The following is a 23,711-nucleotide window of genomic DNA, read 5'->3' on the forward strand; positions in this document are numbered from 1 at the left end:
CCGCCCGAACTCCGAGCCGCACTCAAGACCATCACCCGGCACGTCGACGACTACGCCGCCCAAGCTCGGCTCCCTCGGGCGTCGTGAAACTTGACACAAACGTCCAGAAACGCGAGACCAAAGATCGTTAGGCGACCTGCTTCGAGGAGGCCGTCCAGGTGTTGCAGGAACCGGGGTCACCAGTGGCGAAGCCTCGCTTGACCCAGTAGGCGATGCTCTTCTTCTTGCCGTAGATGACGGAGTCGGAGAACTGGCCGTAGAGCTCGGACACCTCCTTGGCGGACCGGCCCTTCAGCGGCCAGACGCTCCTGAGGAAGACCCCGGACAGGCAATCTCCCTGCAGGGCCTGACGCCGCAGTTGCTCCTTCCACTCCTCGTAGTGGTAGTAGCGGAGTCCTTCTTTCGCCTTCTGGATGCCGACCAGGCGCTGCACGTGGTAGCCATAGGCCCTTGCCGCTGTGTAGGACAGCCACAGATTGTCAGGCTCCCCGAGCCAGCTTCTGCCGAGCTGGTAGGTGATGCCGTCGGTCGCAGGGCAGTACCAGTACTGCGAGTCGTCGGCCGGAATCCTCATCCCACACCACCTCTTGGGAAGCCTCTTGACGAAGGTGACCTTGGCCTTCTCGAAGGGCACCTCGTTGGCGGTGAGGTGCTTGCCCCAGGTGGCGTCAAGGCACCGGAAGATCGCCAGGATGTAGGCCTTCGCGGAGACGGAGTCATTCCCCTTGACCGACTTCTCGGCGCACTTCGACGCGGGCAGCTTGCCGTAGCCGTAAAGGGCGTTTTCTGTGAGCTGAGGCTCGTTCTCGATTGGATACGCCGCAGCGGGGGTGCTTAACGCCAGCACTGAGACGCAGCTCAGGCTGGCGATGACGAGGAGTCTCACGGGGCGTGACAATACGGTCTAGACCATCCCGGGAGCAACAGTCAGTGATTGCTATCAAGCGCCGATTTCTGTACTCATCCTCCTCGGAGGCCCGTCTGCGACCTGCAACGCCGCTACCCCACCGTACTGCGCAACCTTAAAATCATGGCCGACGACCGCGGCCACCCCCCCATGCCCGCCTGGCCGCAATGGTGCTGGCTGCCGATGGGCACCGCCGCGCTCGTACAACACCACGGCCCCGGCCCGAGCGCCATAGGCGACATCGCCCGCGTCGCGGCCGTAACCCAATGGGAACTCGTCGGCCGCCACATCGTCACCCCTCGACCGACGTCACCAGCGCAGCCGTGCCCGCTCCCCCACCTGCCCGCCACCCGCGCCGAGTTGGAAGGGGTCATCACCTGCGCGATGGCCGCCTGGGACACGCTCACGTCCGCGCCGTCACACATCGGCGGTTGAGTCGTGTTCGTCGCTGGCGTCAACGAGTACCTCGCCGAGGCCAAACCCGCGTCCTGGGAATACTGCAGCCTCCGAATAAGTGCTCTGCGCCAGTAGTAGTACTTGACCCACAAGGCGCGGTCGCTGTGCTCCGGGTAGACCGCTTCCCAATCTGAAACCGCACGCCACAACCCCCAAGCGCTCCTCAAATACGATTGCTCTCAACTTTGCTACATCGAGCAGCAATGGATCGTCACCAACCCAGCCGGGTCCGATTCGTTGACACCCTGGAGAAACAGGAGCTGCGCAAGCAGCTGGAACTGCCCGAACCGAACGTCACCGCTTTTGTCGTTATTTTGGGTTGTTGGCCTCTTCCCGCAGGTCAGAGTCATATGATCTTGTCAGGCACGTCAGGCGCGTAACGCTAATCCATCCACCTGCGGTGTATCATGCCCGGCGGTGCTCCTTAATGATGTGGTGGCTCGTGTCGGGGGTTCCCCGCCTGCCTTCGAGGTGCTGGGCTCGTTGCGGGTGTGGGTGGACGGCCGGGAGCGTGCGGTGTCCCGGCCCGCGGTGCGTCGGCTGCTGGGCGCGCTGCTGCTCACGCCGGGCCGGCTGGTGGATCGGGCGCGGTTGATCGCGTTCGTGTGGGGGCCGTCAGGGTGTGAGCCAGCGGCGTTGCACAGTGCGGTGTACCGGTTGCGGGAGTGGCTGCGGCCGAGCGGCGTCGAGGTGGTGCGGGACAGCGATTGTTACCGTATCGAGGTGCCGCCGGAGCAGGTGGACGCGTCCCGTTTCCGCGCCGCGGTCGCCGGGGCGCGGGCCGAGCCGGATCCGGTGCGCCGGACCAATCTGCTGTTGGCGGCGCTGGAGTGTGGCGGGGTCCGTTGCTGGCCGAGGACATGGAATGGCCCCACGCCCTGCCCGCGGTCGCCGAACTGCAGCAGGCCAGGATCGACAGCGCGCGGGACCTGGCAGAGGCCGCCGTCGGTTGCGGGCGCGCCGCCGAGGCCGTCGACCCTCTGCAGTGTCTGGCCGAGGCGCTGCCCTACGACGAGACCATCCACACCCAGCTGATCATCCTGCTCGGGCACGCCGACCGGCGTGCCGAAGGGCTGCGCCGCTATGAGCTGATCCGACACCGCTTGGCCAACGAGTTCGGGGTGGACCCGGGCCCGGGGCTGCGTCGCGCGCATCTGGCCCTGCTCGGCGACGACCTGCCGGTGCCCGGCCCGCCCCCGTCGCCGGTCTGCCTGCTGCCGGGCGACCTGCCCGATTTCACCGGCCGCGAGGCGGAGCTGGAGCGCATCTGGTGGAGGTTGAGTCCGGCGTACTTCTATAGCAGCACGCGGGCGCGGTCGTAGCCCAGGCGGGCCCGGTCGGTGTATGGACAGATATCGGCGGCCGCGGGCCGTCGGGCAGGGACGGGGCGACGTTCGGAGCTGAGGGGTCGTATCCTTTGGCGCGAGCCGGACACGCCGCCACCTCATCGTCGACATCCAACAGCCACTCGGCCGGGACGCGAGACGTGAACCGGTCGCGAGCAGCGCGACAACAACTCCGGTGCCCGTCGCGAAAATCCGATGATCGATAGATCGATGGACGTTTGGTGGTGCCGACCGGGGCGGAGTTGCTGTCGCGCTCGATGCCACGAAGAGTTCTTAGCAGGTCTCAACCTTGTCGTACTCGGCAAACGGCTGGTTGAAGGCGGTCACGTCTCTCGAAGCGCCGGCGTTGACGGTGAAGCACCCGGAGTCCCGGGCGTACCTCCAGACGACCTTCAGTCTGTGGCTAGTCGAGCAGTTGTTGTGCATCGTGACATTGTTAAAGTTATGCACATCGACCGACACACACCCCGGCTTCGCGCCGGCGGACGCGGGCGACACCACGCCGACGAGTGCGGCTCCGGAAAAAGCTACGATCATCGCGGCTCGGGTAACGCTCTTTCTCATCTTTTTCCTCCGATTTTCTGAATCTGGCGATCCGACTATGGGAGCGCCCTCACTGGCGACACCCCTCACATGGTGTCAGGCCCGAACCTGGAAACGTTGTCCGTGCGTGCCAGCTTTCTTGACTCCGCGCGCACGATCCGTGCCCCGAGCGGCCGGCCCACGCCCGCCGACACCTCGCCCACTGGCCTTCGGGGAGGCGGAAAGTCGGGACTCCAGGTCCTTGAGTCCTCCTCGCACGCCTGCGCGTAGACCCCGCTCGAAACGCTCGAAACCCCCTGCCCTCCAGGTTTGCCTCGTGTTGGTAGCCACCGTCGAAACCGTGTGTGAGCTGGGCGGGGAGCCTGGCCAAGGGGGTGCGCCGCGCGCCCCCTGCGGATGGGGTGAATTACCTGTGGGAATTCGGATTCCCATTGGGACTTCTCGGGCTTATCGACCATGCGAAACCGGGATCGCCTGACCCGCCGGCGCTTATGGCAGGCTTCCTGGCGTGCGTAGGCTTCGGCATCTGGGCGAGTACGTGGGGCACCGACAGCACCTCACCTCAAACGGATCCCGCCTCGACGCCGCCTCTCCTGAGCGTTGCCGAGCGGTCGATCGTGGTCACCTCCCCGCTACCGTCTGCTTCCGCGCCTCGCACGCCGCGGCCCTCGGCGACGCCCAGCTCAGGTCGCAAGGTGTCGGAGAACAAGGCGATAGCGCCGGGGAACCGTCAACGACCGGCGGCCTCCGCTGCACCGCGTGCGCGTCCCGAGAACGTTCCGGACCCTCGCCGGAAGACGACGACGCGCGTTGATCGTGTGGAAGGGCCCAAGCGCATCGTTCAGGAAGACGGCGGCAAGAAGCGAGAAGTCCCGCTGATCGCCGCGAAGTGCGACGAGCTGTTCCCGCCTTCACACCCTGAGTCTCGTGTCCGCAACCGTGCATGCCATCTGATTTACGGATAGCGCGTCAACGGCAAGCTGCGGACGCGGGAGAAGGGAACTGGGCTCCGGGCCGGCAGTTTGGTGGCTTCGTCGAATCTATGCCTATATGGGTCACAATGCCTATTTTGAACGGTCCGCTACCACGGGAGTGTAATTCCGGTTGTTTATAGGGATGCGTGGGGCGTTGGCCGGTGTGCTTGACTCGTGCCTTGTAACCCACACCCTCAGGGAGGGTCCATGGGGGAGTTCGTCGGGATCGACCCGGGCGGGGCAGAACGGCTGATGCACCAGATGAGCATCAGCAAAAACGTCCTGGCCCAGACACGACCAGGGCTCGAGGCGGCCATCGCCGAGGCAGGCGCGTCGTGGACAGGTCCGCAAGGAGTGGCCGCCATGCATCGGTCCTGGGCGTTCTTCGACGACACGCAGCGAGATCTTAAATGGCGGATGGACACGCTCAAGCAGACGGTTCCGAGCTCAGGAAACGGCCAGGTGGGCGTGTTCTTCACGTTCAATAACGAAGCGGAGGCCACCCGGCAGGGAAAAGCCGACGCAGTGCCTATCGCCGAAGCGCTCAAGCAGCATGAAATCGAGAATTCGATGAAGAGTTGGCGAAAGGTGACGGCCGCCACGGCGGCGACGAAAGAGAAGTTAAAGGATCCCGCCTACGCCGCTTCCTTGCTGGCCGCCCTCGGGCCGGACAGATTCCGTGCGCTCTTTATGCACTGGATGAAGGACAAGGGCCCCGCGGCGATGGACAAAGGACTTCCGCCCTCTGTTGTCCAGCAAGGTCGTGAGAGTCTGGGCCCGCTAGCCGAGGCTTACGCCAACGCCGAGCGTGCGGGACGGCTGGGTGAGGAGTGGCGCCAGTTCATAGAGACGACCGATCCAGGTTTGCTGACAGGGCTTGTCACTATGTCCAAACCTTCGAGCACACTTCTCAATCAGGTGGCGCGTCGTGTACTGGGTCGTTCCCTTGCTGCAGATCGGCCGACGAGCCCGAACTGGAACCTCAATGCGCTAGTGGAGGCATACGACGCTAACCCGCAGGCGCTACAAAAGCTGCTTGCTGAGGACAAGGATGCTGCGGGCTGGTTGCTGCACCCGGGGCGGTTCATGCGGACTGGCGTTCCCGGCTTCGAAGAGCGGTTGGCGGGCGTTCTGGACAAGGCATTGAGGCCGGGCGCGGGTAATGATCGCGAACGTGAGCGGGCCTGGCTCAACATTATTAGCGCCGTAGGTGCCAGGGACACTCCCTGGCTTGGTGGCCAGTGGATTCCAAATGCTTGGCTTCGTCGCGGCGAGAGCTCCCCAGTCAGCCAAGCGCTGGCTAAAAACGTGGCGCCCTATCTCGACAAGCTTGCACGTCTACAGGCGAAGGAGTCCTCACCCGACCTCACAAAACTGCATCCGGCGCCGCCGTGGGACAGGCTCGATCCGGACACAGCGGCTCGTTTCTTGGGTGCTTTGATGCAAGATAAGGCGGCAGCCAATACGCTATTAAAATCCTGGCGTGAGTACACGGTGAGCATGGACATCGGTCGATTCCATCCGTTCGACAGTGACCCCAAGACACGCGCCGGATTCGTGAATATCAGCGCCTTATCGAGTGGGGCGGCAAATCTGCTACTGGATGGCTCCGCCTATGCCGAGTGGAGCGATGACGAGTACGCCGATTGGGTCGCCGGTGTCATGCTGACGCCCATCGATTGGCTCTCCAACAAATATTGGCCCATCGATAACCCTGCAACCGCGACCGTTCGAGACCGAGGACAGGATGACCTCAAAGACAGAATCAAGAATAAGATAACGGACTACTTCGACGGCAAGTCTGACGACACTGCGGAGAATGTCGCCAACGATATCATCGAATGGCAGAAACAGTGGGTGATTAAATCGTTGGCGCAGCACAGGCAAATGGAGTTGACGGAGGAAGACGTGGACATGATTGACAAAGCGTTCAAAGGACGGCTCTATCAGGCCCTGGTCAAAGCGCTGGAGCGACGGGGAGGCTGAGCATGTCCTTTCCTGACCCAGGTCAACTGCTCCGCCAGGCCGCTGACAAGGAATTGCTTGCCACGAGCCTCACTCGATACGTCAAGGCCATGGAGGAAGTCTTCGTCGGAGCTCTGGCGAATCCCCAGACCGTTGAGGCGTTCTGGAAGGGGCCTGCCGCACGTCGGTTCAACACCCAGGCCGCCCAGTTGGGCCGTGAGATCGAACTCCTCCGGGAGACCTGCGCAGCTACCGCCGACCGACTACGCAAACAGGCCGAACTCCTGCGCAAGGAAGCAGCCCAGTTACCAAGCTGAGCACGTTCCGTCAGCGGCCGTGAGCGTAGCAGCTGGTCTTGCCGACGATCATGATATTAGGCTTCTGGCCGTTGCGGACGGTCACAGTAAAGGTCAAACCCATCTTTGGGTTGTGCACGACGGATACGCCGAGGTTCTCATCGCCAAGATCCCGGTCGTTCACAACCGAGTCGTAGCCCATGAACTTCAGCACGCTCTGCATCAAGCCAGCGGAGTTGTACGGCATGTGCACGGCAGGCGGACCGGAGAGATCGCCTTGAGCCCGGAAGAATCGCTGTACCTGACCAGGCACGCAACCTGATTCCGTATCTTTGTCCGCTCGTTCCGTCGCTGTCACCTTTCCGGACGCGGCTACTTCGCGAGAGGCCAGCAGTTTGTCGCCGTCCGCGATGAGCTGTTTCGTGGCCTCTTCCAAGGTGGGCTTGTCGGACTCCCCGCCTGTGCAACCCGTCACAACCACGAGGGAGACGAGCACCGCGGCGACAGACAGTCGGCGAATATCTGGGCGCACGCCCCGGACACTACCTAACCCCATGCCTACGTACACCTCGTATGCCTGTTCTGCACTGAAACGCTCATCCCGCTCGCGAACCTTAAGCACGTAGCTCGAGTGATCAGTTTGACCCTCACGAGTCCCTGCTGCACTTGGGCCGGTGGGCAAGATTTACACCCCGGCGTGGGCCCAGGTATTCATCCCACCTGATTCCAGCGTGTGATCGTTGTGGTCTGCGCGGAACGGTGTCCATCCTCTACGGGTGAGGCCAAAGGTGGGCGAACTCCTGCTCGACGCCGTTGAGGTTACGCGGGGTGCGGGCGAGTCTTTCCACGAAGGCGAACTTTCGGCGCCGCAGCCAGCGGTTTGCCTGTCCGACCCCGAGGGTGAGACTGGGAATGAGCGCGCCGAGCAGGGGTGAGCGGACGCTGACCAGTTCCTTGGCCGCGTTGATTGCCTGACCCTGGGCAGGGTGCCGCTCGGACAGTCCGGTTTCGAGGCGCACGCCGTATGAGGTGAGCTCGGCACAGGCGCGTGCGACATCGTCACGCTTGCCTTCGGCGATAGCGGCGTCGACGCGGGCGCAGTACTCCCGGAACCGTCGAGCGGGCCTGCTCTCGCGCGTCTCCAAAGTGATCTCCAGAACCTTGGCGGGGCGTCTGGCCCGGCTGAGGACGTGCTTGATGACGAGCGGGATACGAACCCTGAACGCTTCAAAACCGAGTAGTTCATTGACCTGGTGGTCGCGAGCGCGTTCGGCGTCGCCGACCAGGGCCGTCACCCGCTCAGCAAAGCCGCGACTCGGTGCTTCCTTGACCAGTTCACTCCGTAGCGCGTCGGCGCTGTAGGGACAGCCGAAGGGGTCGGCCAGGAGCAGGTATACGTGTGCGGTAGATGAGGTGCGCAGCGAAACGCTCGGGGTACGTGCCCGGTGCGTCATAAGACAGCAAAGGCGCTCCGCTGTCGTCCCAGTTGACCGCCATGATTTCGTCCCTGCTGCGCCCGAGGGTAGTGATCGAGAATTCGTGGTAGCTGTCATTACCGAAGATGGCGTCGCGCATCTCCAGTCTGTGCGGTGACATCCTTGCCGAAGACGGACTGATCGCCCGCAGCCAAGCAAGGACCAGTTCCTCCGTCAGGTCAACGTTCAACACGGCGCCAACAGCGGCGATCGAACTCTGCCCACGCGCCGACTTCAGGGCCGTGGCCTTGGCAGCCGCGAGCACCGCGAAGGTCTCCGGCCCGGACAGACTACAATCCACCCCTCCCACGACCTGCCACGCAGGCCTGATCAGCGGATCCAGGTACAGGGCTTTCTCTTCCCTCTCGGGCCCTGTTAGCACCCCTCTAGTAGAGAACGGCCGCGTTGACGAACTCCGCTACAGCAAGCAGCATGAGCCGACGAGTGGACAGCCGGGTTTCGGGCGGCTCTTGACCCACGCCACCGAAGTACCGCAGGGCGTGGTCAACGGTCGCGTTAGAGCAGGATGCTGGAACCCCGGCCGGCGCGTCATATCGCCTGACCGCGCTTCGCAGCACGGCAGCCGCATGATCGGGATCATCGAACAATCTCCGGACACTGCGGGGCTGTGACAAGTCCTCATGGTCCGGCGCGGAGCCGTCCGCCATCATTCTTGATCACCTCGGTCGAGTGGTGATTGAGCCAGAGCCGGCCACGTCCAGGACTGTCCATACGTTCTTCTGCTCGCGGGGGCCGGAGAGACCCGTGAACAGAATGCTAGCCAGCTGTGCTTAGGGATCTGGCCGCGTAGCGGTTCCGCTGGGCGGCCAGCGCCTCGATCGCTTCGCTCGATCGATGACCTCGTTGTTGATGGGGAGGACGAACCCGGCCAGCGCATCGGTCTCCAGCGCGTCCAGATCGCCCGGAGTCGCCTGGGCCCGTGCGCCCCGCGGACGTCGTCGGCGGCGTGGCGCAGCCCCACGCGTAGATCCCCGCACCACCGCCGGCGCCAACTCGGGCCTCCTCGTCTTCGCTATCGATGCAAGACGAACGACGAGGCCAATAGACCTTCAGAATCTCTGAAATTTCATCAAACTCGAAAGAGTCAGGGATCCCAGGAAGTAAGCCCAGGTCCTGCAGTTCTGGCGACACTCAATCGCTCGACGAACTAAGGGTTATTTAACAATAGATCGGCGAGCGGCGGCGTCGTGTTCGGTCTCGCTCTCGACTCGCACCCAAAGCTGTTCCGCCCAACCATATGCGAAGTGACCGCGCCGCCGCAGCCGTCAACCAATTCTGGAGCCCCGCCGAAATCAACCTGGCGGAGCTTCAGATTACCGGCCCATTGAGGTCAAACCTGGTCTTGCCAGATTTCAAACTCACGCGGTGTCTTGCCGGCAAGAATATTCATAATAGTAGCTCGGTCTATGGACCCTAGCCATACGTCGAAAGATCTCTTGTCCTCTGGAAACCACCATTCGGAGTAGCTGCCGGCGAACTCTAGCTCGTCATCCAATGGATACCTGAACTCGAATTGCACCTGAATGTAGTAATCGTGCTCCCCAGTGGAGTCGACAACTTCGAGTTGGCGAGCCAAACTAAGCACAAAAGTCGGTTCGGAGAACCAGCTTACCTTTCCATACTGAAAGAGGTATCCGTCCACATCAGGTACGTCGGGCACATCGAACTCAATCGCTGAGTAGCGACGCACCAGACCGGTCAACCCCGAGGGCTGAAAGTTGAACGAGGCTGCCTCGGCGAGGAGTCCCCTGGCGAGGCCCAAAGCTGCCTCTACCTGCTGCTTGCCAGACATGATCACCTTTCCCGCAGACGCCTTAGCCTAAGGATAGTGCCCGCCTGCCGAGCCCTCACGCCCAGCAGGCGGACACTCTCAGCTTAGGGCCAGTAGCCCCCCTGGAGCTGCTTCCTGATGTGGTCTATTACGTCAAGGGCTTCTCCCCGGGTACGAGCCCCACTCATCAGCTTGTTCACATGATCGTAGTAATCGTTCGTGTGAATTCTTGAATGCACCGAAGCGCCCGTTGGGTTGGGCGATCCACTGCTACGCGGCAGCCACACGCCATTCTCGGCATCATTCACACCGATGCCGAACTTGTCCAGTACTGCCCTTGCAGGAGCAGCCCTTGGCGAGTTTCCAGCCACAATGTGGTGCGGACTGTGAGGCGTGCTCGGCTCCGGGAAGCCAGCACCGATAAGGCCTCGTCGTAGCTTATCCGCGCATCCCGGATCAGCATTGTGAACAAGGACCGCTTGGTCGCCTGCCACTACATGGTAGGTGTGGACGTCATCGACGGTTAGGTTGTACATCCACCGTGCTGAGTCGAAGGTGTGTACCTTAACCACGGCGGCGCGGCGGCCGTCGGTGGAGCGGAGCAGATCCTTGGGCTGGAGGTCGCCAGCGTCCACCCACTCCTTGCGCCCGCTTTCCCAGAAGGGATGCTCCATCGTTGTGTGGAGCGTGCTTTGCCTTCCATCGACGGACTTGATGGTCACATCCGTCATGGCAGTGTCGAGATTGCGATGGATGGCAGTTACTGTCTCGGGCGCAGTCTCACCCGTCTCCGGTTTGGTGGCCAGTACTTCGTCGCCTATCTCGATGTCCTCGATGTTCTTCTGCGTGCCGTTAGCCATGAGAACTTGGGTTCCGGGCGCGAAGCTGTTGAGGCATGGATTCCTTGCCGTCCAGCCTCCGGTCCTTGGCACATTTCTGGGTCTGAAAGCTCCCGTTTCCGGAGCGATGAACATGGAGAGTATGTGGATGCCCCAGTAGCCGGTTTGGTATTCGGGTGACGTGGGATCCGTTCCAAAAAGGGATTGTATGGGAAGCTGCGGGAGATCAGAGAAGCCCGGCACGAAATGGCAGACGAAGCAGGTCATGTCCCAGGCACCCTGAAAAATGCCCATGGCCGAATCTAATGGCGCCTGCCAGAAATCAGGCGGCTGGAACGGGGGGGTCCACGCGGGCGGTAGAGGGCCATCTGACGGTAGATCAACCGGTGCGACGGTTGGTGTACCGTTACTGGGCGCTGGTGAGCTCGTGCAGTTAAAGCTGCACGCGCTGGGAGAGGTCGGGCCGGCGTGAATGTGAACAGGGCCGGTGAAGATGTTTTCATGGCCGCCGTAGCTACCCTTGCACGGGCCATGTGCACATTGGTAGTCGATGTGCTTTTGCGTTGGGGGCAATGCTGGGCCGCTTATCGACTGGCTGACCTGGCCGGATTGCGGCGTGCCTTTGCCGCTAGTGCCTTTATTGCCCGTACTGGGGCCGTTGTTCGTGTTTTGTGGATTGCCTTGACGGGGTTCGGACCGCGGTTCGCGGTCAACATCCCCACGAGTGCCTGCCTCGCCATTGCCAGGCACACCGGTGCAGGCGGGTGGATCGTAGTTGGGGTCGTCCCAGCGCATAGGGTCGTCGTTGTAGTAGTCGACGTTTCGGCAGGGCTCGTGGCCGTTCGGGTCGCGGTGGACGAGCGGGTTGGCGTTGCCGTAGGTGTAGCGGTTGGCCTGCACGGAGGGGCTGGCGGGTAGGGTCCAGTCGTCGCGATTGGTGAAGGTGCCGGTGCCGGGTTGGTACCAGCGGGCGTGCATGTTGACGGTGCCGGTGTCGGGGTCGGTGTATTCGCCCTGGTAGCCAAGGCTGGTCTTGGGGCCGGTCTGGGCGGTGACCTCGCCGAACGGGTTATAGGCGGTAGTCGTGGCCAGGGCCGTACCGGAGAAGGTTCCGATCAGGTCCTGGTGGACGTCGGTGAGGGCGCCGAGGGCCGGGTTGGCGCCTTCCTTGGCGCTGAGGAGGTCGCCGGAGGGGTCGCGGCCGTAGCTGGCCTGGACGATGCCGCCGGCGTCGGTGATGGCGATGATGTCGTTGTCGAGCCCGGCGTAGGCGAAGCGCTGCTGGCCGCTCGAGCTTTGGCGGCTGCTCATCCGGTCGAAGGCGTCGTAGGTGTAGGTGGCGTCGCGGTCGTTGATGAGCCGGTCGAAGGCGTCGAAGGTCAGGGTGCGGGTGGTGCCGTCCTTGGTCTGGCTGGCCAGGGTGCCGCGCGGGGTGTAGGTGTAGTCGGCGCCGTCGCCGGAGAGCAGGCGGTTGCGTTCGTCGTAGCTGTAGGTTTTGTCGCCGGCTTTGGTGCGGTTGCCGGCGTCGTCCCAGTCGTAGCTGGTGGTGGTGCCGCCTGGGCTGGTCCAGGAGGTGAGGCGGCCGGCGTGGTCGTAGCCGTAGGCGTTGCTGCCGGCGCCGGCCAGGCCGGTGGTGGTTTTGCTGGTGAGGTTGTCGTCCTTGTCCCAGCCGTAGGTGATCTTGGCGAGTTCGGCGGCGGTGCTGTTCTTCAGGGTGTGGGTGAGGGGCCGGTCGAGGGCGTCGTAGGTGTAGGCCTGGGTGTTGACCGGGTTGGCCGAGGTGATGGTGGTGAGCCGGTCGGCCTTGTCGTAGGCGTAGGTGTTGGTGCGGCCGCTGACCGGGTCGGCGACGGTCTTGAGCCGGCTGGCGTTGTCCCAGGTGAAGGTGGTGGTTCCGGTGGCGTCGATGCGTTGGGTGGGGTTGCCGCGCTCGTCGTAGGCGAAGCTGCTGCTGACGCCGGCGGGGGTGGAGACCTTGGTGAGCAGGCTGCGGTCGTTGTACTCGAGCGTGTGGTCGCCCACGCTGGTGGGGCGGTCGGCCAGGTCGTAGCCGTAGGTCTTGTCGCCGGCGACGATGCCGGCCCCGGATCCGGTGACCTTGGTGAGCCGGTTGAGCTGGTCGAACTGGCGGTCCAGGCGGACCCCGCCGGGCTTGATCAGCGCGGTCTCGTTGCCGGCCGCGTCGTAGAGGTGGGTCCAGGTGCGATCGGCCAGGTTCGAGTGCGCGGTCGTGGCCGGCTCGGTGAGGGTTTCGACCAGGCCGAGGCTGTTGTAGCTGGTCCAGGTGGCGTTGCCGCGGCCGTCGGTGAGCCGGGTGCGGGCGCCGGTGGCGTCGTAGCCGAAGCTGGTGGTGATCGACTTGGTGGCCGAGACGGGTTCGATGAGTACGGTCAGCTGGTCGGTGGCGTCGAAGGTGCGCCGGGTGATGCGTCCCTCGCCGGAGGTGATCTGGGTGAGGTTGTCGGCGGCGTCGTAGCCGTAGCCGACGGTGCGCACGGTGGCGCCGGCGCTGTCCAGGCTCTTCAAGCCGGTCAGGCGGCCGGCCGGGTCGTATTCCGCGCTGGTGGCGTTCCCTTCGGCGTTGGTCACCTTGGCCGGGCGGCCGGTCAGGTCGTAGGTGTAGGTCGTGGTGTTCGGCGTGGGGTCGGTCTCGGTGGTGACCTCGCCGACCGCGTTGACCGTATAGCTGGTGATCTTGTCGCCGGACGCGGTCACCTTGGTCATCTTGGTCAGGTCGCCGGCGTCGTTGTATTGCAGGTTCGTGGTGAAGGCGGCTGCGGTCGGCTTGCGCTCGATGGTGGTGCGGGTGATCTGCCGGCCCAGGTCGTCATAGGTCGCCTCCCGGCGGGCGCCGGTCGGATCCACGGCGGCCAGTTGCTCACCCGCCAGGTCGAGCTCCGTCACCCACTGCCCGGCGCTCTGCCCAGGGCTGGCGGGCGGGTCGGTGACGCGTACCGCGTTGCTCAGCGCGTCGTACTCGATGCTGGTGACCTGTCCGCGCGGATCAGTGGTCCTGATCAGACGGCCCGCGGTGTCGTAGGCGTAGGTGATCTTCGGCGTGATAGTGCTGCCGCCGGGCGGGGTGTAGGCCATGCCGGTGTCAGAAGTGAGCCGGCCGGCTCGGTCGAAGCCTGAGGTGGTGAGCCGTCCCTCGCCGTCGACGGTGTGGGTCGTGTTGCCCACGGTGTTGTAGCCGTAGCGGGTGGCGGGCCTTGCGGTCTGAGCGGCGCCGTCCTTCTCGATCTGGACGGGGGGTGCCTTGGCCTCCACCAGCCGTCCGGCCGCGTCGTAGCGGTAACTGGTGGTGTAGGCGGCCGGATCGGCCCCGGCCGCGTTGCCGCGCGGGTCGGTGATGGAGGTGGCCAGACCGCGATCGTCGTAGCCGATGACGGAGACCAGATCCTCATCACCGTTCTCGATCACTTCGCGGTTGACCAGCCCGGTCTTGGTGTAGCCGTATTCGCGAACCTCGCTGCGTGTGGAGCCGGCACCGGTGAGCACCGTCTTGATCACGTTGCTCACATCGTCGTAGCTGTAGATGGTCTTGCGATTGACTCCGGCCGGGTCGACGGTCTGCGAGGTGAGGCGATTGGCCGCGTCATAGGTGGCGTCAGTGGTCAGCGTGCCGCCGCCGGTGATCTGCTTGGTCTGATTGCCGGCCCCGTCGTAGAGATGTTCCTCCAGCACGACGTCTCGGGTCGTGGTGGCGCCGTTCAGTTTGACGTCATCGGCAATCGTCTGCCAGGGCAGGTCGTCGGCGTAGTAGGTGTAGGACGTCTTGCGGCCCATCGCATCCACCCTCGCGGCCAGGCGGCCGCCCGGGTCGTAGGAGCGTGCTTCCAGCACCACGTCCTTGGCCGCCTGCGGGTTGACCGGGCTACCGGTCCACCCCTTCAACGTCTTGGAAATCAGCTCGCCGCGCTTGCTGTAGGCCTGCTCGATGACCGTGCCCCGCGCGTCGGTCACTCGCGCCAGCTGGCCGAGGGTGTTCCAGTCCTGGCGGACCACACCGCCTTCGGGATCGGAGATCGACTTCAGGTGGCCGAAGTCGTCGTAGGCGTAGGTGGTGGTCCGCGCGGCATCGCCGCCGGTCGTATCGGCGTGCGTCTGCGTCAGCGTGCGCCCGTCCGGGTCATAGGTGTACGCGGTCTGGGCGGTGTGGGTCACGCCGCTGATCTCGTTCTTGACTCCAGGCCCGGTCTGCGACACCAGCCGCCCAAGTCCGTCGTGGGCGAAGGTGGTCGTTACTCCCTGGGGGTGGGCGTTCGACACCTCGGACTTGCTGATGACGCGTCCGAGGGCATCGTGTCCTTGCTTGGTCACGAGTCCGGCGGGGTTTGTCTGCTCGGCCAGGTCTCCGGCCGAGGTGTAGCGGTAGGACCAGATGCTTCCAGCGGGGTCCTTCTGGGTCTGGACCAGTCCGGCAGGCGTGGTTCCACCGCCTACCGCCGGCTCGGTGCCCTCGGTGTAGGTGAAGGTGGTCCCCCAGAATTCGCCCTCGGAGCGTGGCGGCAGGGTCGCTATAACGATCTGTCCATAGGTGTCGAACCACCAGCGGCTGGCGTAGGTGCCGTCCATGAAGTTGGCCGAGCGGCCGTCATTCACGGCCCGCAATTGGTCGTTGCGGGGGTCGAACGGGTCGCTATGCGTCTCATACGCATACCACTCCCAAAACCCGGTTCCGCCGCTGCGCTGCCGGTGACGCCCGATAACGTTGCCGCGTGCGTCATTCACCAGGGTGGTCACATTGCCGTTGCGGTCGGTGACCTTCGAGGGGTAGCCGGCCGTGTCGTACTCGTAGCTGGTCTTCTTGCCCAGCTGGTCGGTGTGGGAGACCAGCCGGTTGCCGCGCCAGGTGTCGAATTCGTGCACCAGCGTGTCAGTGGCCGGGTTGGTCACCGTGACCTTGGAGATGCCTGTCTGGTTGTTGAGCACGGGCGCGGCCAGCTGCCATTGGCCGCCGTGCGCGTCGGTGTGGGTCTTGATCCGGTCGGTAGCGGCATCGTAGGTGGCCTGCATCGCCACTCGTCCCGATGGTAGCGTGATCTTCGACATCAGGTGCGGCGCCGCCGCGCGGGCCGCGTGGTGCGTGGCGACCTCGTGGGCCGACAGCGGCTTGTCGTAGATGGCGACCTCATCCAGGTGGCCGGTCAACGGCAGGTCCTGCGTGGTGGCAGGGCCGGCGGGCCACTTGCCGCCCTCCAGGCGGCCGTTACCCAGCCAGGCGCCTACCGGCCAGCCGCCGAACCCGCTGCCCGTGGCCGTGCCCACGCTCTGGCCGTCCAGGAACATCTGCTGCGCCGTGCCCGACAACGTGAGCACCGCATGATGCCACTGGCCGTCGTTGACCACGCCCGGCGAGGTGATCGGCGCGATCGTGGCCGTGCCGGTGGTGGGCCGGAACTGGCCGCGCAGCTTGCCGTCGGAGCCCACATACAGCACCGACCGGGCCAGATCGGAGCTGCTGTCGGTCCCGCCCGACATGATCACGCCGGTCTTGGTGGTCTTGAACCATGCCTCCACCGACGCCGCATCGCCCAGACGCGCGATCGCGTGTTCCGGCAGGCTGATCACTCCGCTGCCGGTCAATTGCGCGGCCTTGTCCGTGCTGGCCTCGACCGCACCCGCCTGCCCCAGCGTGACAGAGGAATACGTGGCAGCACCGGCGCCCCGTCCGGAATCCGCCGCCTTCTGCCCCGAAGTTTCACCCAGCCGCCAATAGCCGAGAGGATCGGAGTTCAGCACCGCGCTGTAATACTGCGAGCCGCCGGCATAGCCATAGGTGGTGCAGTTGGGCTGCGCAACCGGCGCGCACACCGACGTCAACTTGTCCCCGTCGTAGCTGTAGGTCCAGCGCAACGGCTGGCCGTTGACCGGGTCGGTGTCCACAGAGGTGACATGTGATCCGGTCCAGCCGAACGACAACGAACGGCCGCCGACTCCGCTGACTTTGGCCAGTTTCCCGTCCGTCCCGTAGGTCAGGTTCTGGGTACGCCCCCGCAGGTCCGCAATCTTGACCAACCGGCCATTGGCGTCAAAGACGTACGAGGTGGATGACTTGTCCATCAGCCGCCATCCGGTGACCGGCCCGTCCGCCGACTCGCGGGTCTCGGCTAACGTCGCCTGCAGGCCGGGCGGCGGCTGAAAGGTTCCGCCCGTGCCGTTGGCCGCGAACCGGACCTGCCGCCCGTCCGGGAAGGTGACCAGCAGGGTCCCGCCCACCTCGGGGCTGATCTTCATGTCCCAGCGGGTGGACCAGCCCGCCCCGAACATCCCATCCCGGCGCGGGTCCAGACTGTTGTAGGAGCGCACCACCGACAACGGCGGGCCCACCGTCGCCACCGCGGCATCGGTGACCGAGGTCGTGTAGTTCCCGGTCGCAGGCTGAAACCTTTGCCCCTCAGCGCCCGGGGTTGCGAACAGCGAACCGGTCGCCGGCTGCCGCACGCCGGTGGTAAAGGTGCCCTTCCACGAGGTGCTCTTGCTGTTACTGCTGTCGGTCGCCGTCACCTGCCACCAGTACTGCTTACTCCACGCCAGCGCCATATCCGCCGGAACCCGCCACGTACTGGCGTTGGCCGCCAGGCTCCCTGACGACACACACCCGCTCGCAAGCGCCTCATCGTCGCAAACCTTGAAGGCGTACTGGATCGGGTAACTGCCCATGTTGCTGTAGGCCTGCGCGCCAAACAGCGGCGTCCGCGTGCTGATCAGCATCCCGTTCAACGGAAAGACCGCAGTCAGCGTCGGCGGGTACTGCGTCGGAGGAGGCGGCGGCACCGGGTCAGCCTCACACGCTGTCCACTGCGTCCAGTACGACTGGTACGTGTACATCCCATCACCATCGGGATCCATGTAGTCGCCCGAACCCGGCGCCTTGCCTACCGGCACCGACACCCGAGCCCACCACACATACCGGCTGCTGCCGCTGGCATACCAGACATGAGTACCCGACGAATACGAGCGCCCCGCGTCGTACTGCGGATACGACGAGCAGAGAACTGCCTGCGCGGCCATCAGCGCCGCACCGCTCGTCACCGCCCGTTCCGACCCCGTCGACTCTGCCACAGCGCGTTCAGGAAGGGGCACCACAGGCTCTGGCCGGTCCTCTCGGACCACGCTCTTGCGCTCCTCCGGCGGCAGCGAACCCGGCGGCAACTTTGTCGACGCAACAGACTTCGCCCCAGCAACTGCCTTGCGCTGAGCCGGCTGGGTCACCGAGGTCTCCGTCAACGACGGCACCCCCGCCGCTGACCCCCACTGCTGCTTTGGCGTCTCTGGAGGTGCGCCCTGCGACGTGGCCGCCATCGTAGCGCCAGCCTGGGCAACGACCGGCTGGGCCGACAGCACGAGCAAACCTGGCATCAATGAGATGGCGACCGCAAGAGCCGCATAGCGCGAACGAGACCACGACAGTATCCGGCGCATGCGCCATCACACTCCGAACCACAACGAAAGACACCGACAGGGGGCGTCAACCGTTGCCCTCTGCTACAGGGCGATAGGCGTTCTGCCGTGCAGCTCGGAGCCGATCAACATCCGACGCTCAACGTAAATAAATCCGACCTATCCGACAAGACGGGCGATCATCACAAATCAGAAAACAGACATATCTGGTACGCAACATTCCGTCACGGGCTTTAGAGGACAGGCTGCGCCACAGAGTCGACGCGGGAGCCGTGCATCGGTTTCCGCGGGTAACCACTCGCCCGGTCTTGGGACGGCCGAGGGCCGCCTCCATGCTCTCGCTAAGCTCTGGCTGATAGCGTGGAACACATAAGCCCCGGGAGCGCCTCTGCTGGTACGCATCCCGGGGTACCGCTGTGTTGCTCTCTGACCTGTCCCGAGAGGCATGTGTGGTCGTGGTAGAGCGGCCCGGAGGAGAGGTCCAAGTCTTGCCCGCTGGCAGGGCAGAGATCCGCGTTCCCTGACATTCGCGCGCGGCGGCGTTTGGTGCTCACGATCTGTCTCATCGACCGACCGATGGGTTCGGCGGACTCGTGGCCTGCGGGATTGCCCTGTCGGGATCGCTCAAGGCTTCAAGATCATCCCCCATATGTCCCCAGATCATGGTCCTGCGGCTGCATACGGGTGCCCTCGGCGGCCTACCAAGGGCCTGACAAGTAAAAGACCTGCGGTCGATAAACCGCAGGTCAGAGGCTGAAATGCCTGGTGGAGATGAGTGCCCCCGGCAGGATTCGAACCTGCGGCACCCGCTTTAGGAGAGTGGGGGCTTCTCTCTTCCTACAGGCAGATTGAGCTGGGAAAACAGCCCACACATGGCGCGGGCAGTGCAAGATCATCCCTCATATATCCCCGGCTCGATCGCGAGATCAACCACGTGGCCGGCAACCCCACCCGGAGCGTGGTGATCGGGCGTGAGTGGCTGCGGCAGTACTTACGCGCACGCAAGATCTCTTTCAGCGCACCCGGACCTGGAAGGAGTCCACCGATCCCGACCACGATGCCAAGCTGGACCGCATTGAGGAGGTCACTGCCTCGCTTCCCACAATGGTGTTTTGCCTTCGACCAGTTTGGGCCGCTGTATCCGGCCTCAGCTGGGCTCCGGCTGGGCGTTACGGGGTCGGCCGAAGCGACAGCCGGCCACCTATATTCGCACCCACGGCGTGCGCTACCTTCCATGGCTGCTGCAGCCTGGGCGACGACCAGCTGTGGGGGCATAGTCTGGGAGCGCAAGGGCGGCGCCAACACGCTCGCGGCGCTCAAGACGATCAGATCGGCCCGCCCCGACGGCGCGCCGATCTACGGTGAGACAGAACGCACTGTCACGTACCGAGGCGACTCATCAGCCCTTCGATCTCAGCCCAGTTTGCCTGACGGCCATGTATCTCTTGAATCCACTGCTGCCTAGAACTGTACGCAGTCTGGACCCAGTCTTCCCCATGGTCGTACGCTGCTCCGAACTCACGGGCATCCTCACGAGCTTCGCGCTGTGCTCGCTCCGCCTTTAGCCGGATCAGTGCCTGTTCGACTTTGTCGAATTCTTCGGGCAATTCCTCAGCTGCGTCATGCTTAGTCAAAAACTCTAAGAGCTCATGGATCGACACTAGGTTATGGGCGTGAATCTCCTCCTGTATCGCGTATTCCGCGAGCTCGTTCAATGCGCATGCCACAAGTCGACCCATCAAATGAGTATATTCCGCGCCCAGCGTCTCATCGAGCATCATATAGTGCTCGTAGGCCCCTTGCCAGTTATCTAGTTCGAGCTGTTCCTCTACCTCGTAGAGAAGATCCTCTCTAACATCCTGGCTGAATTGTTCGGCATGCTCGTCGGGGATCAGCGCACTGGCCCTCATCTTCGCCGCAAGGCTGGAGCTATGAGAGAGATGTGAGCTGCGGCGGAGGTCGAAATCCGTCCTGCTCTTGACGTAGTCGGCCAGTGGAGCGTAGTCGAGATCCTCCGCTGTCTCTAGAATCCATTCCAGGTGCCGCGCCGTGCTGTCGTCCTCGTCAGAAGGAGAGTCCTCGACAGTGTCGACCGTGTCGAGAATAGATCTCGCGACGTCGACACGGTACTCCCTGAGCTGCCGCAGAATGCCATCCGCATCATGGCCCTGGGCGGTATACATGAGCCGAACGATTTGCCCTGCGTCGATGAAGCTGGCCAAGAGCGCGGGCAGTCGGGTGCGACCTTCGTTCATGTGGTGACGCAGGTAGTCGACGATGGATGGGTTGTGAAAAGATACTCCACCGTCGTCGATTACGATCATCGTCCCAGCCAAAATCCTCAATGCCTTGCGGAAAAGCCGCTTCTCATTGGGTAGGTTAAGCTCCTTGCAGTACCGCGACCACGACTCTTCGAGGTCCGCCAGCGCAGCCTCTCTGCCGAACGTGAACAGCACCTCCAGGATATGAACGGCTTCGTCGTTCAGCTCGTTCTCCACGACGCGTTCCCAGATACGACGTGGGTTGTCCAAGTTTTCCAGTATGGCCTTCGCGACGTTCTCTGCCGGGCCGGCGAGCATCAGCGTATCGCCGATGAGCCGCGGACTAAAATTGGGGTGACGCAGAATTTTCCACCATACGTCGCGATCGGCGAAGCGATGCTTCTCCGCAGCTGAGATCTTCGCATAATAGACATGGTTGTAAAGGATCTGCGCACGGACCTCAGGTGTCATGTCGGTCAGGTGAACCACGCTCAGATCCGGCGTGAAATCCTCCTCCCCGAGTCGGCCATGCCGTTGACGAGCGTGTTCGAGCAAGTAGTCCCGAGTCGTCATGATGAGCGCTTTGTCCGCCGAGACCTCAATCTCTCGCATGAGAGACACCAACCGGGCATCCTCGTTCTTGTTGAGATTGGGCTCCAGTGTCGTCTGGCCGACAAAGTCGTCATAGAAGAAAAGCTGCCGCACGCCGTCACGCCAGATCTCATTCACCTCGCTGACGTCCTGGGAAATCTCGTATGCTTCATAGCCGTCACTAATGAGGCGAGCCGCGAGCATGCACGCCACCGTCGTCTTGCCTACGCCGGGAACTCCAGTGATGATGCAGACGCGTCGCCTATCGAGCACGTCGCGCGCTCGTTCGAAACCATGGTGTGGTACGAAGGTCTCAGCCACACGCGCCACCTTCGTCCGCAGTCTTGAAGACCGGATGTACACGTCTTGATTGAGCACCGTCTGCAGGACAGCGGTGTTGCTCAACCAGAGCCGAAAATGCCGCTTTACCACTTCGGGATGGTCTCTAAGCACTTCGACGAGTTGCTCGACGCCGTAGAGATCCCCTGTGGAACGGACGAATGGCTTCAATCTGTCGCGGAGCTTGTCCTTGCCGAGAACGTTCAGTCTGACGCTGGTGGCTAAGAGGTAGCGGCTCGGCTTGAGTTTCTTAATCTTTGGCAGTTCTTCCTTCGTCATGCGATTGATCAGCTGCGCCTGACTGCTGCTCTGCCAATGCTTACATTGCAGCACAATCGTCTGTCCAGCTTCACTCATGTAACGGAGGTCGATTCCCAGGTCCGTGACGTTACGAGGAAAGATCTCCAGCGACACGCCGAGTATCTGTCCGAACAGATCTCGACAGAGGACCTCGAAGTCATAGTCGGTCAGCCGTCCAAGATCAAAGGAGTCCATCCGTTCCCCACTTTCCGCCAGCTCTGCGAACGGTTCAACGTGCAGCCACATCCGGATGCGCTATCACGCGCGCATCGGCGCGCCGGATCAGTCTCAATGAGGTTATCGCTCTTGCGATTAAAGCGAGCGCTATCGTCCTTCGTCCCTATGCCCCCAAAGACTATGCTGTGTGGCCGTGAGTCACAGCGTAGACCTTGCCGGCAGGTCATCCTCGATGAGTTGCTGGGCCGGATCTCGGAGCCGGTTCGGCGGAGTGGACCCGCGTCGTGCCGCCCGGGGCTAAGTACATGACCTGGTGTAGGCATCATGCCTACGATCTGGTGTCGAACATCGAGCACGAGAACTGCTGGAACTGGCCGAGCAGGACAGATATGCCGGTCCTCAGGTGATGCAGCGGCTGTTGCGCACTGCGGACTGGATGCTGAGGTGGGCCACGATGACATGCGCGGCTACGTCGCCGAGCACGTGGGCCACCCGGCCGGGGTGCTGATCGTGGATGAAACCGGCCCTATCAAGTAGGGCCGGTTCGGCGGGGGTGCAACGGCAGTACACTGCGCACCGCGGGACCGATCGCAAATAGCCAGGCTGGGTGTTTCTGGCCTATGACTCGGCCAGCGAGCGGGCGTTGATCTGCCGGCGTTTGTATCTCCCGCAGGCCTCCCGGCTACCGATAGCGATGGCCGATGCCGATCGGTGTGCGGCGGTGGGAGTTCCTGCATGGACGGAGCCGGTGCTGCCGTGCAGTGATCGCTGCGGCATCGGGTGCGGGTGTACGGGATCAGATGGGTGAGCGGGGACGAGGTCTACGGCCAAGACCCCAGCCTGCGCAAGCTGATCGAAAATCGCGCATGCCATCATCTGGTTCGGAGTACCTCGCCGGTCATGACGCTGGCGCGGTGTGGACGGTCAGGACCTTCTCCCGGTAGACGGCCAACCTGGTCGAGGCTGGCGGCCGTGAAAACTCCAGGTCTATGGCCAACTGCGGTCCGGGTGTCCGGTCACCGTAGCTCGCCCTCCAGAAGGCCCATCAGGACCATGTCATGCCACGTGCCGTCCCGGCGAAAGGCTTCTCTTTCACGGCCCTCCACGACGAAGCCGGCCTTTTCGTAGACGCGATGGGCGGCGACGTTCTCCGCGACTACAGAAAGGCGGATTCGGTGGAGTCGCATCTCGGCGAAGCCGTACCGACAGATCACTCTCACGGTGTCAGTGGCATAGCCGCGACCCCAGTACTCCTTGTCGCCGATCCGCAGGTCGAGCTCGGCGGCGCCGGTCTCGGGTTCGGCGTCGCGGAGCCGTACTGAGCCAATCAGCCGCTGTTCGTGAAGCGGCTCGATGCCGAAGAAGGCGATGGCATAGGAGTTGCGGGGCAGTTCTTCGAAGCGTCTGGCGATCTGCGCGAGCGACTCGGGGTAGCTGCCGAACATCCAGCGTCCGACCTCGGGGTCATTGTTCCAACGCCACATCAGCTCGGCGTCCGAGGGTTCAAGGGGCCGTAGCCGTACAAGATCGCCGGTCAGCAAGAGGCGCTCCATTCGCAACTGATCACTTGGTCGAACGTCATCACAGTGTGTGGATCTTGAGCAACCCCCTAGACGCGTGAGCTTCGCTTTGGTCGACGGGGGATCGGAGAAGCGGAACAACGCCGCAACCGGCGAGGGCTTCGGTCAGATGGTGGGATGCACCACTGGTTTCGACCATGTGCGCGCAGTTCAGTGCATGGCCATCGACCTGGATTTCCGATGACCGCCCACCTGGACCCCTATGTCCGTCTACCAGGAGATCCTGTTGACCGCTTACAGGGCGGACAGTATGGCGGAGAGACAAACCAGTCCAAGGCAGATACCACGCTACGGTCCGACCTCGCCGCTAACAATCCCCCACAGGAGAGTGGTGGTAGGACCGCTCTATGCGCGTGAGCTCCACGAACGTCTGGCACAGCCAGCACCCTTATGCAAGATCATCCGCGCATATCCCGTACCCGTGGCGGCGGGCCACCCGCATTACTCGATGGCAAGTGGACCC

General features: G+C 63.4%; 12 protein-coding genes and 1 tRNA gene. 4 read left to right on the forward strand and 9 right to left on the reverse strand.

Annotation, left to right across the window (positions count from 1 at the left end; translation table 11 throughout):
* Window positions 1-127: 127 nt before the first annotated feature.
* On the reverse strand, window positions 128-886 hold the full coding sequence (locus ETD86_RS10760; protein WP_170222987.1) for a neutral zinc metallopeptidase: 759 nt from the start codon (window positions 884-886) through the stop codon (window positions 128-130).
* A gap of 144 nt (window positions 887-1,030) precedes the next feature.
* Between ETD86_RS10760 and ETD86_RS10765 the strand changes: the two genes are divergently transcribed.
* Window positions 1,031-1,342, forward strand: a complete 312-nt coding sequence (locus tag ETD86_RS10765) for a hypothetical protein (protein WP_138665988.1) — start codon at window positions 1,031-1,033, stop codon at window positions 1,340-1,342.
* A gap of 686 nt (window positions 1,343-2,028) precedes the next feature.
* Entirely contained in the window at window positions 2,029-2,685 is a 657-nt protein-coding gene (locus ETD86_RS10775) for a BTAD domain-containing putative transcriptional regulator (RefSeq protein WP_138665990.1), read from the forward strand.
* Window positions 2,686-2,982: 297 nt separating this feature from the next.
* Here the strand turns inward: ETD86_RS10775 and ETD86_RS10785 are convergent, their stop codons facing one another.
* On the reverse strand, window positions 2,983-3,273 hold the full coding sequence (locus tag ETD86_RS10785; RefSeq protein WP_138665991.1) for a hypothetical protein: 291 nt from the start codon (window positions 3,271-3,273) through the stop codon (window positions 2,983-2,985).
* 1,160 nt (window positions 3,274-4,433) lie between these two features.
* Between ETD86_RS10785 and ETD86_RS10790 the strand changes: the two genes are divergently transcribed.
* Together ETD86_RS10790 and ETD86_RS10795 are read left to right on the forward strand one after the other, a co-directional pair.
* Entirely contained in the window at window positions 4,434-6,212 is a 1,779-nt protein-coding gene (locus tag ETD86_RS10790; protein ID WP_138665992.1) for a hypothetical protein, read from the forward strand.
* 2 nt (window positions 6,213-6,214) lie between these two features.
* Complete coding sequence (locus ETD86_RS10795; RefSeq protein ID WP_138665993.1) at window positions 6,215-6,508, forward strand: hypothetical protein; 294 nt, start codon at window positions 6,215-6,217, stop codon at window positions 6,506-6,508.
* 10 nt (window positions 6,509-6,518) lie between these two features.
* Here ETD86_RS10795 and ETD86_RS10800 read toward each other — a convergent pair whose 3' ends face one another.
* The 7 genes from ETD86_RS10800 to ETD86_RS10835 form a co-directional block, all read right to left on the reverse strand.
* Entirely contained in the window at window positions 6,519-7,019 is a 501-nt protein-coding gene (locus ETD86_RS10800; RefSeq protein WP_138665994.1) for a hypothetical protein, read from the reverse strand.
* 238 nt (window positions 7,020-7,257) lie between these two features.
* Complete coding sequence (locus ETD86_RS10805; protein ID WP_138665995.1) at window positions 7,258-7,782, reverse strand: hypothetical protein; 525 nt, start codon at window positions 7,780-7,782, stop codon at window positions 7,258-7,260.
* Window positions 7,783-9,313: 1,531 nt separating this feature from the next.
* A complete protein-coding gene (locus ETD86_RS10815; RefSeq protein WP_138665997.1) occupies window positions 9,314-9,775 on the reverse strand; it encodes a hypothetical protein in 462 nt (153 codons plus the stop codon).
* 83 nt (window positions 9,776-9,858) lie between these two features.
* The gene (locus ETD86_RS10820) at window positions 9,859-18,021 is read right to left on the reverse strand and encodes a polymorphic toxin-type HINT domain-containing protein (RefSeq protein ID WP_138665998.1); all 8,163 of its coding nucleotides are present in this window, start codon (window positions 18,019-18,021) and stop codon (window positions 9,859-9,861) included.
* Window positions 18,022-18,779: 758 nt separating this feature from the next.
* Window positions 18,780-18,855, reverse strand: a tRNA-Arg gene (locus tag ETD86_RS54985).
* Window positions 18,856-19,379: 524 nt separating this feature from the next.
* Window positions 19,380-21,737 (reverse strand): nSTAND3 domain-containing NTPase, encoded by a 2,358-nt coding sequence (locus ETD86_RS10830; RefSeq protein ID WP_138665999.1) that lies wholly within the window; start codon window positions 21,735-21,737, stop codon window positions 19,380-19,382.
* Between the two features lie 947 nt (window positions 21,738-22,684).
* Window positions 22,685-23,209 carry a GNAT family N-acetyltransferase gene (locus ETD86_RS10835; RefSeq protein WP_138666000.1) on the reverse strand — a complete coding sequence of 175 codons (525 nt, stop codon included), beginning with the start codon at window positions 23,207-23,209 and terminating at the stop codon, window positions 22,685-22,687.
* Between the last annotated feature and the right edge of the window lie 502 nt (window positions 23,210-23,711).

The organism is Nonomuraea turkmeniaca (assembly GCF_005889735.1).
Lineage (GTDB): Bacteria > Actinomycetota > Actinomycetes > Streptosporangiales > Streptosporangiaceae > Nonomuraea > Nonomuraea turkmeniaca.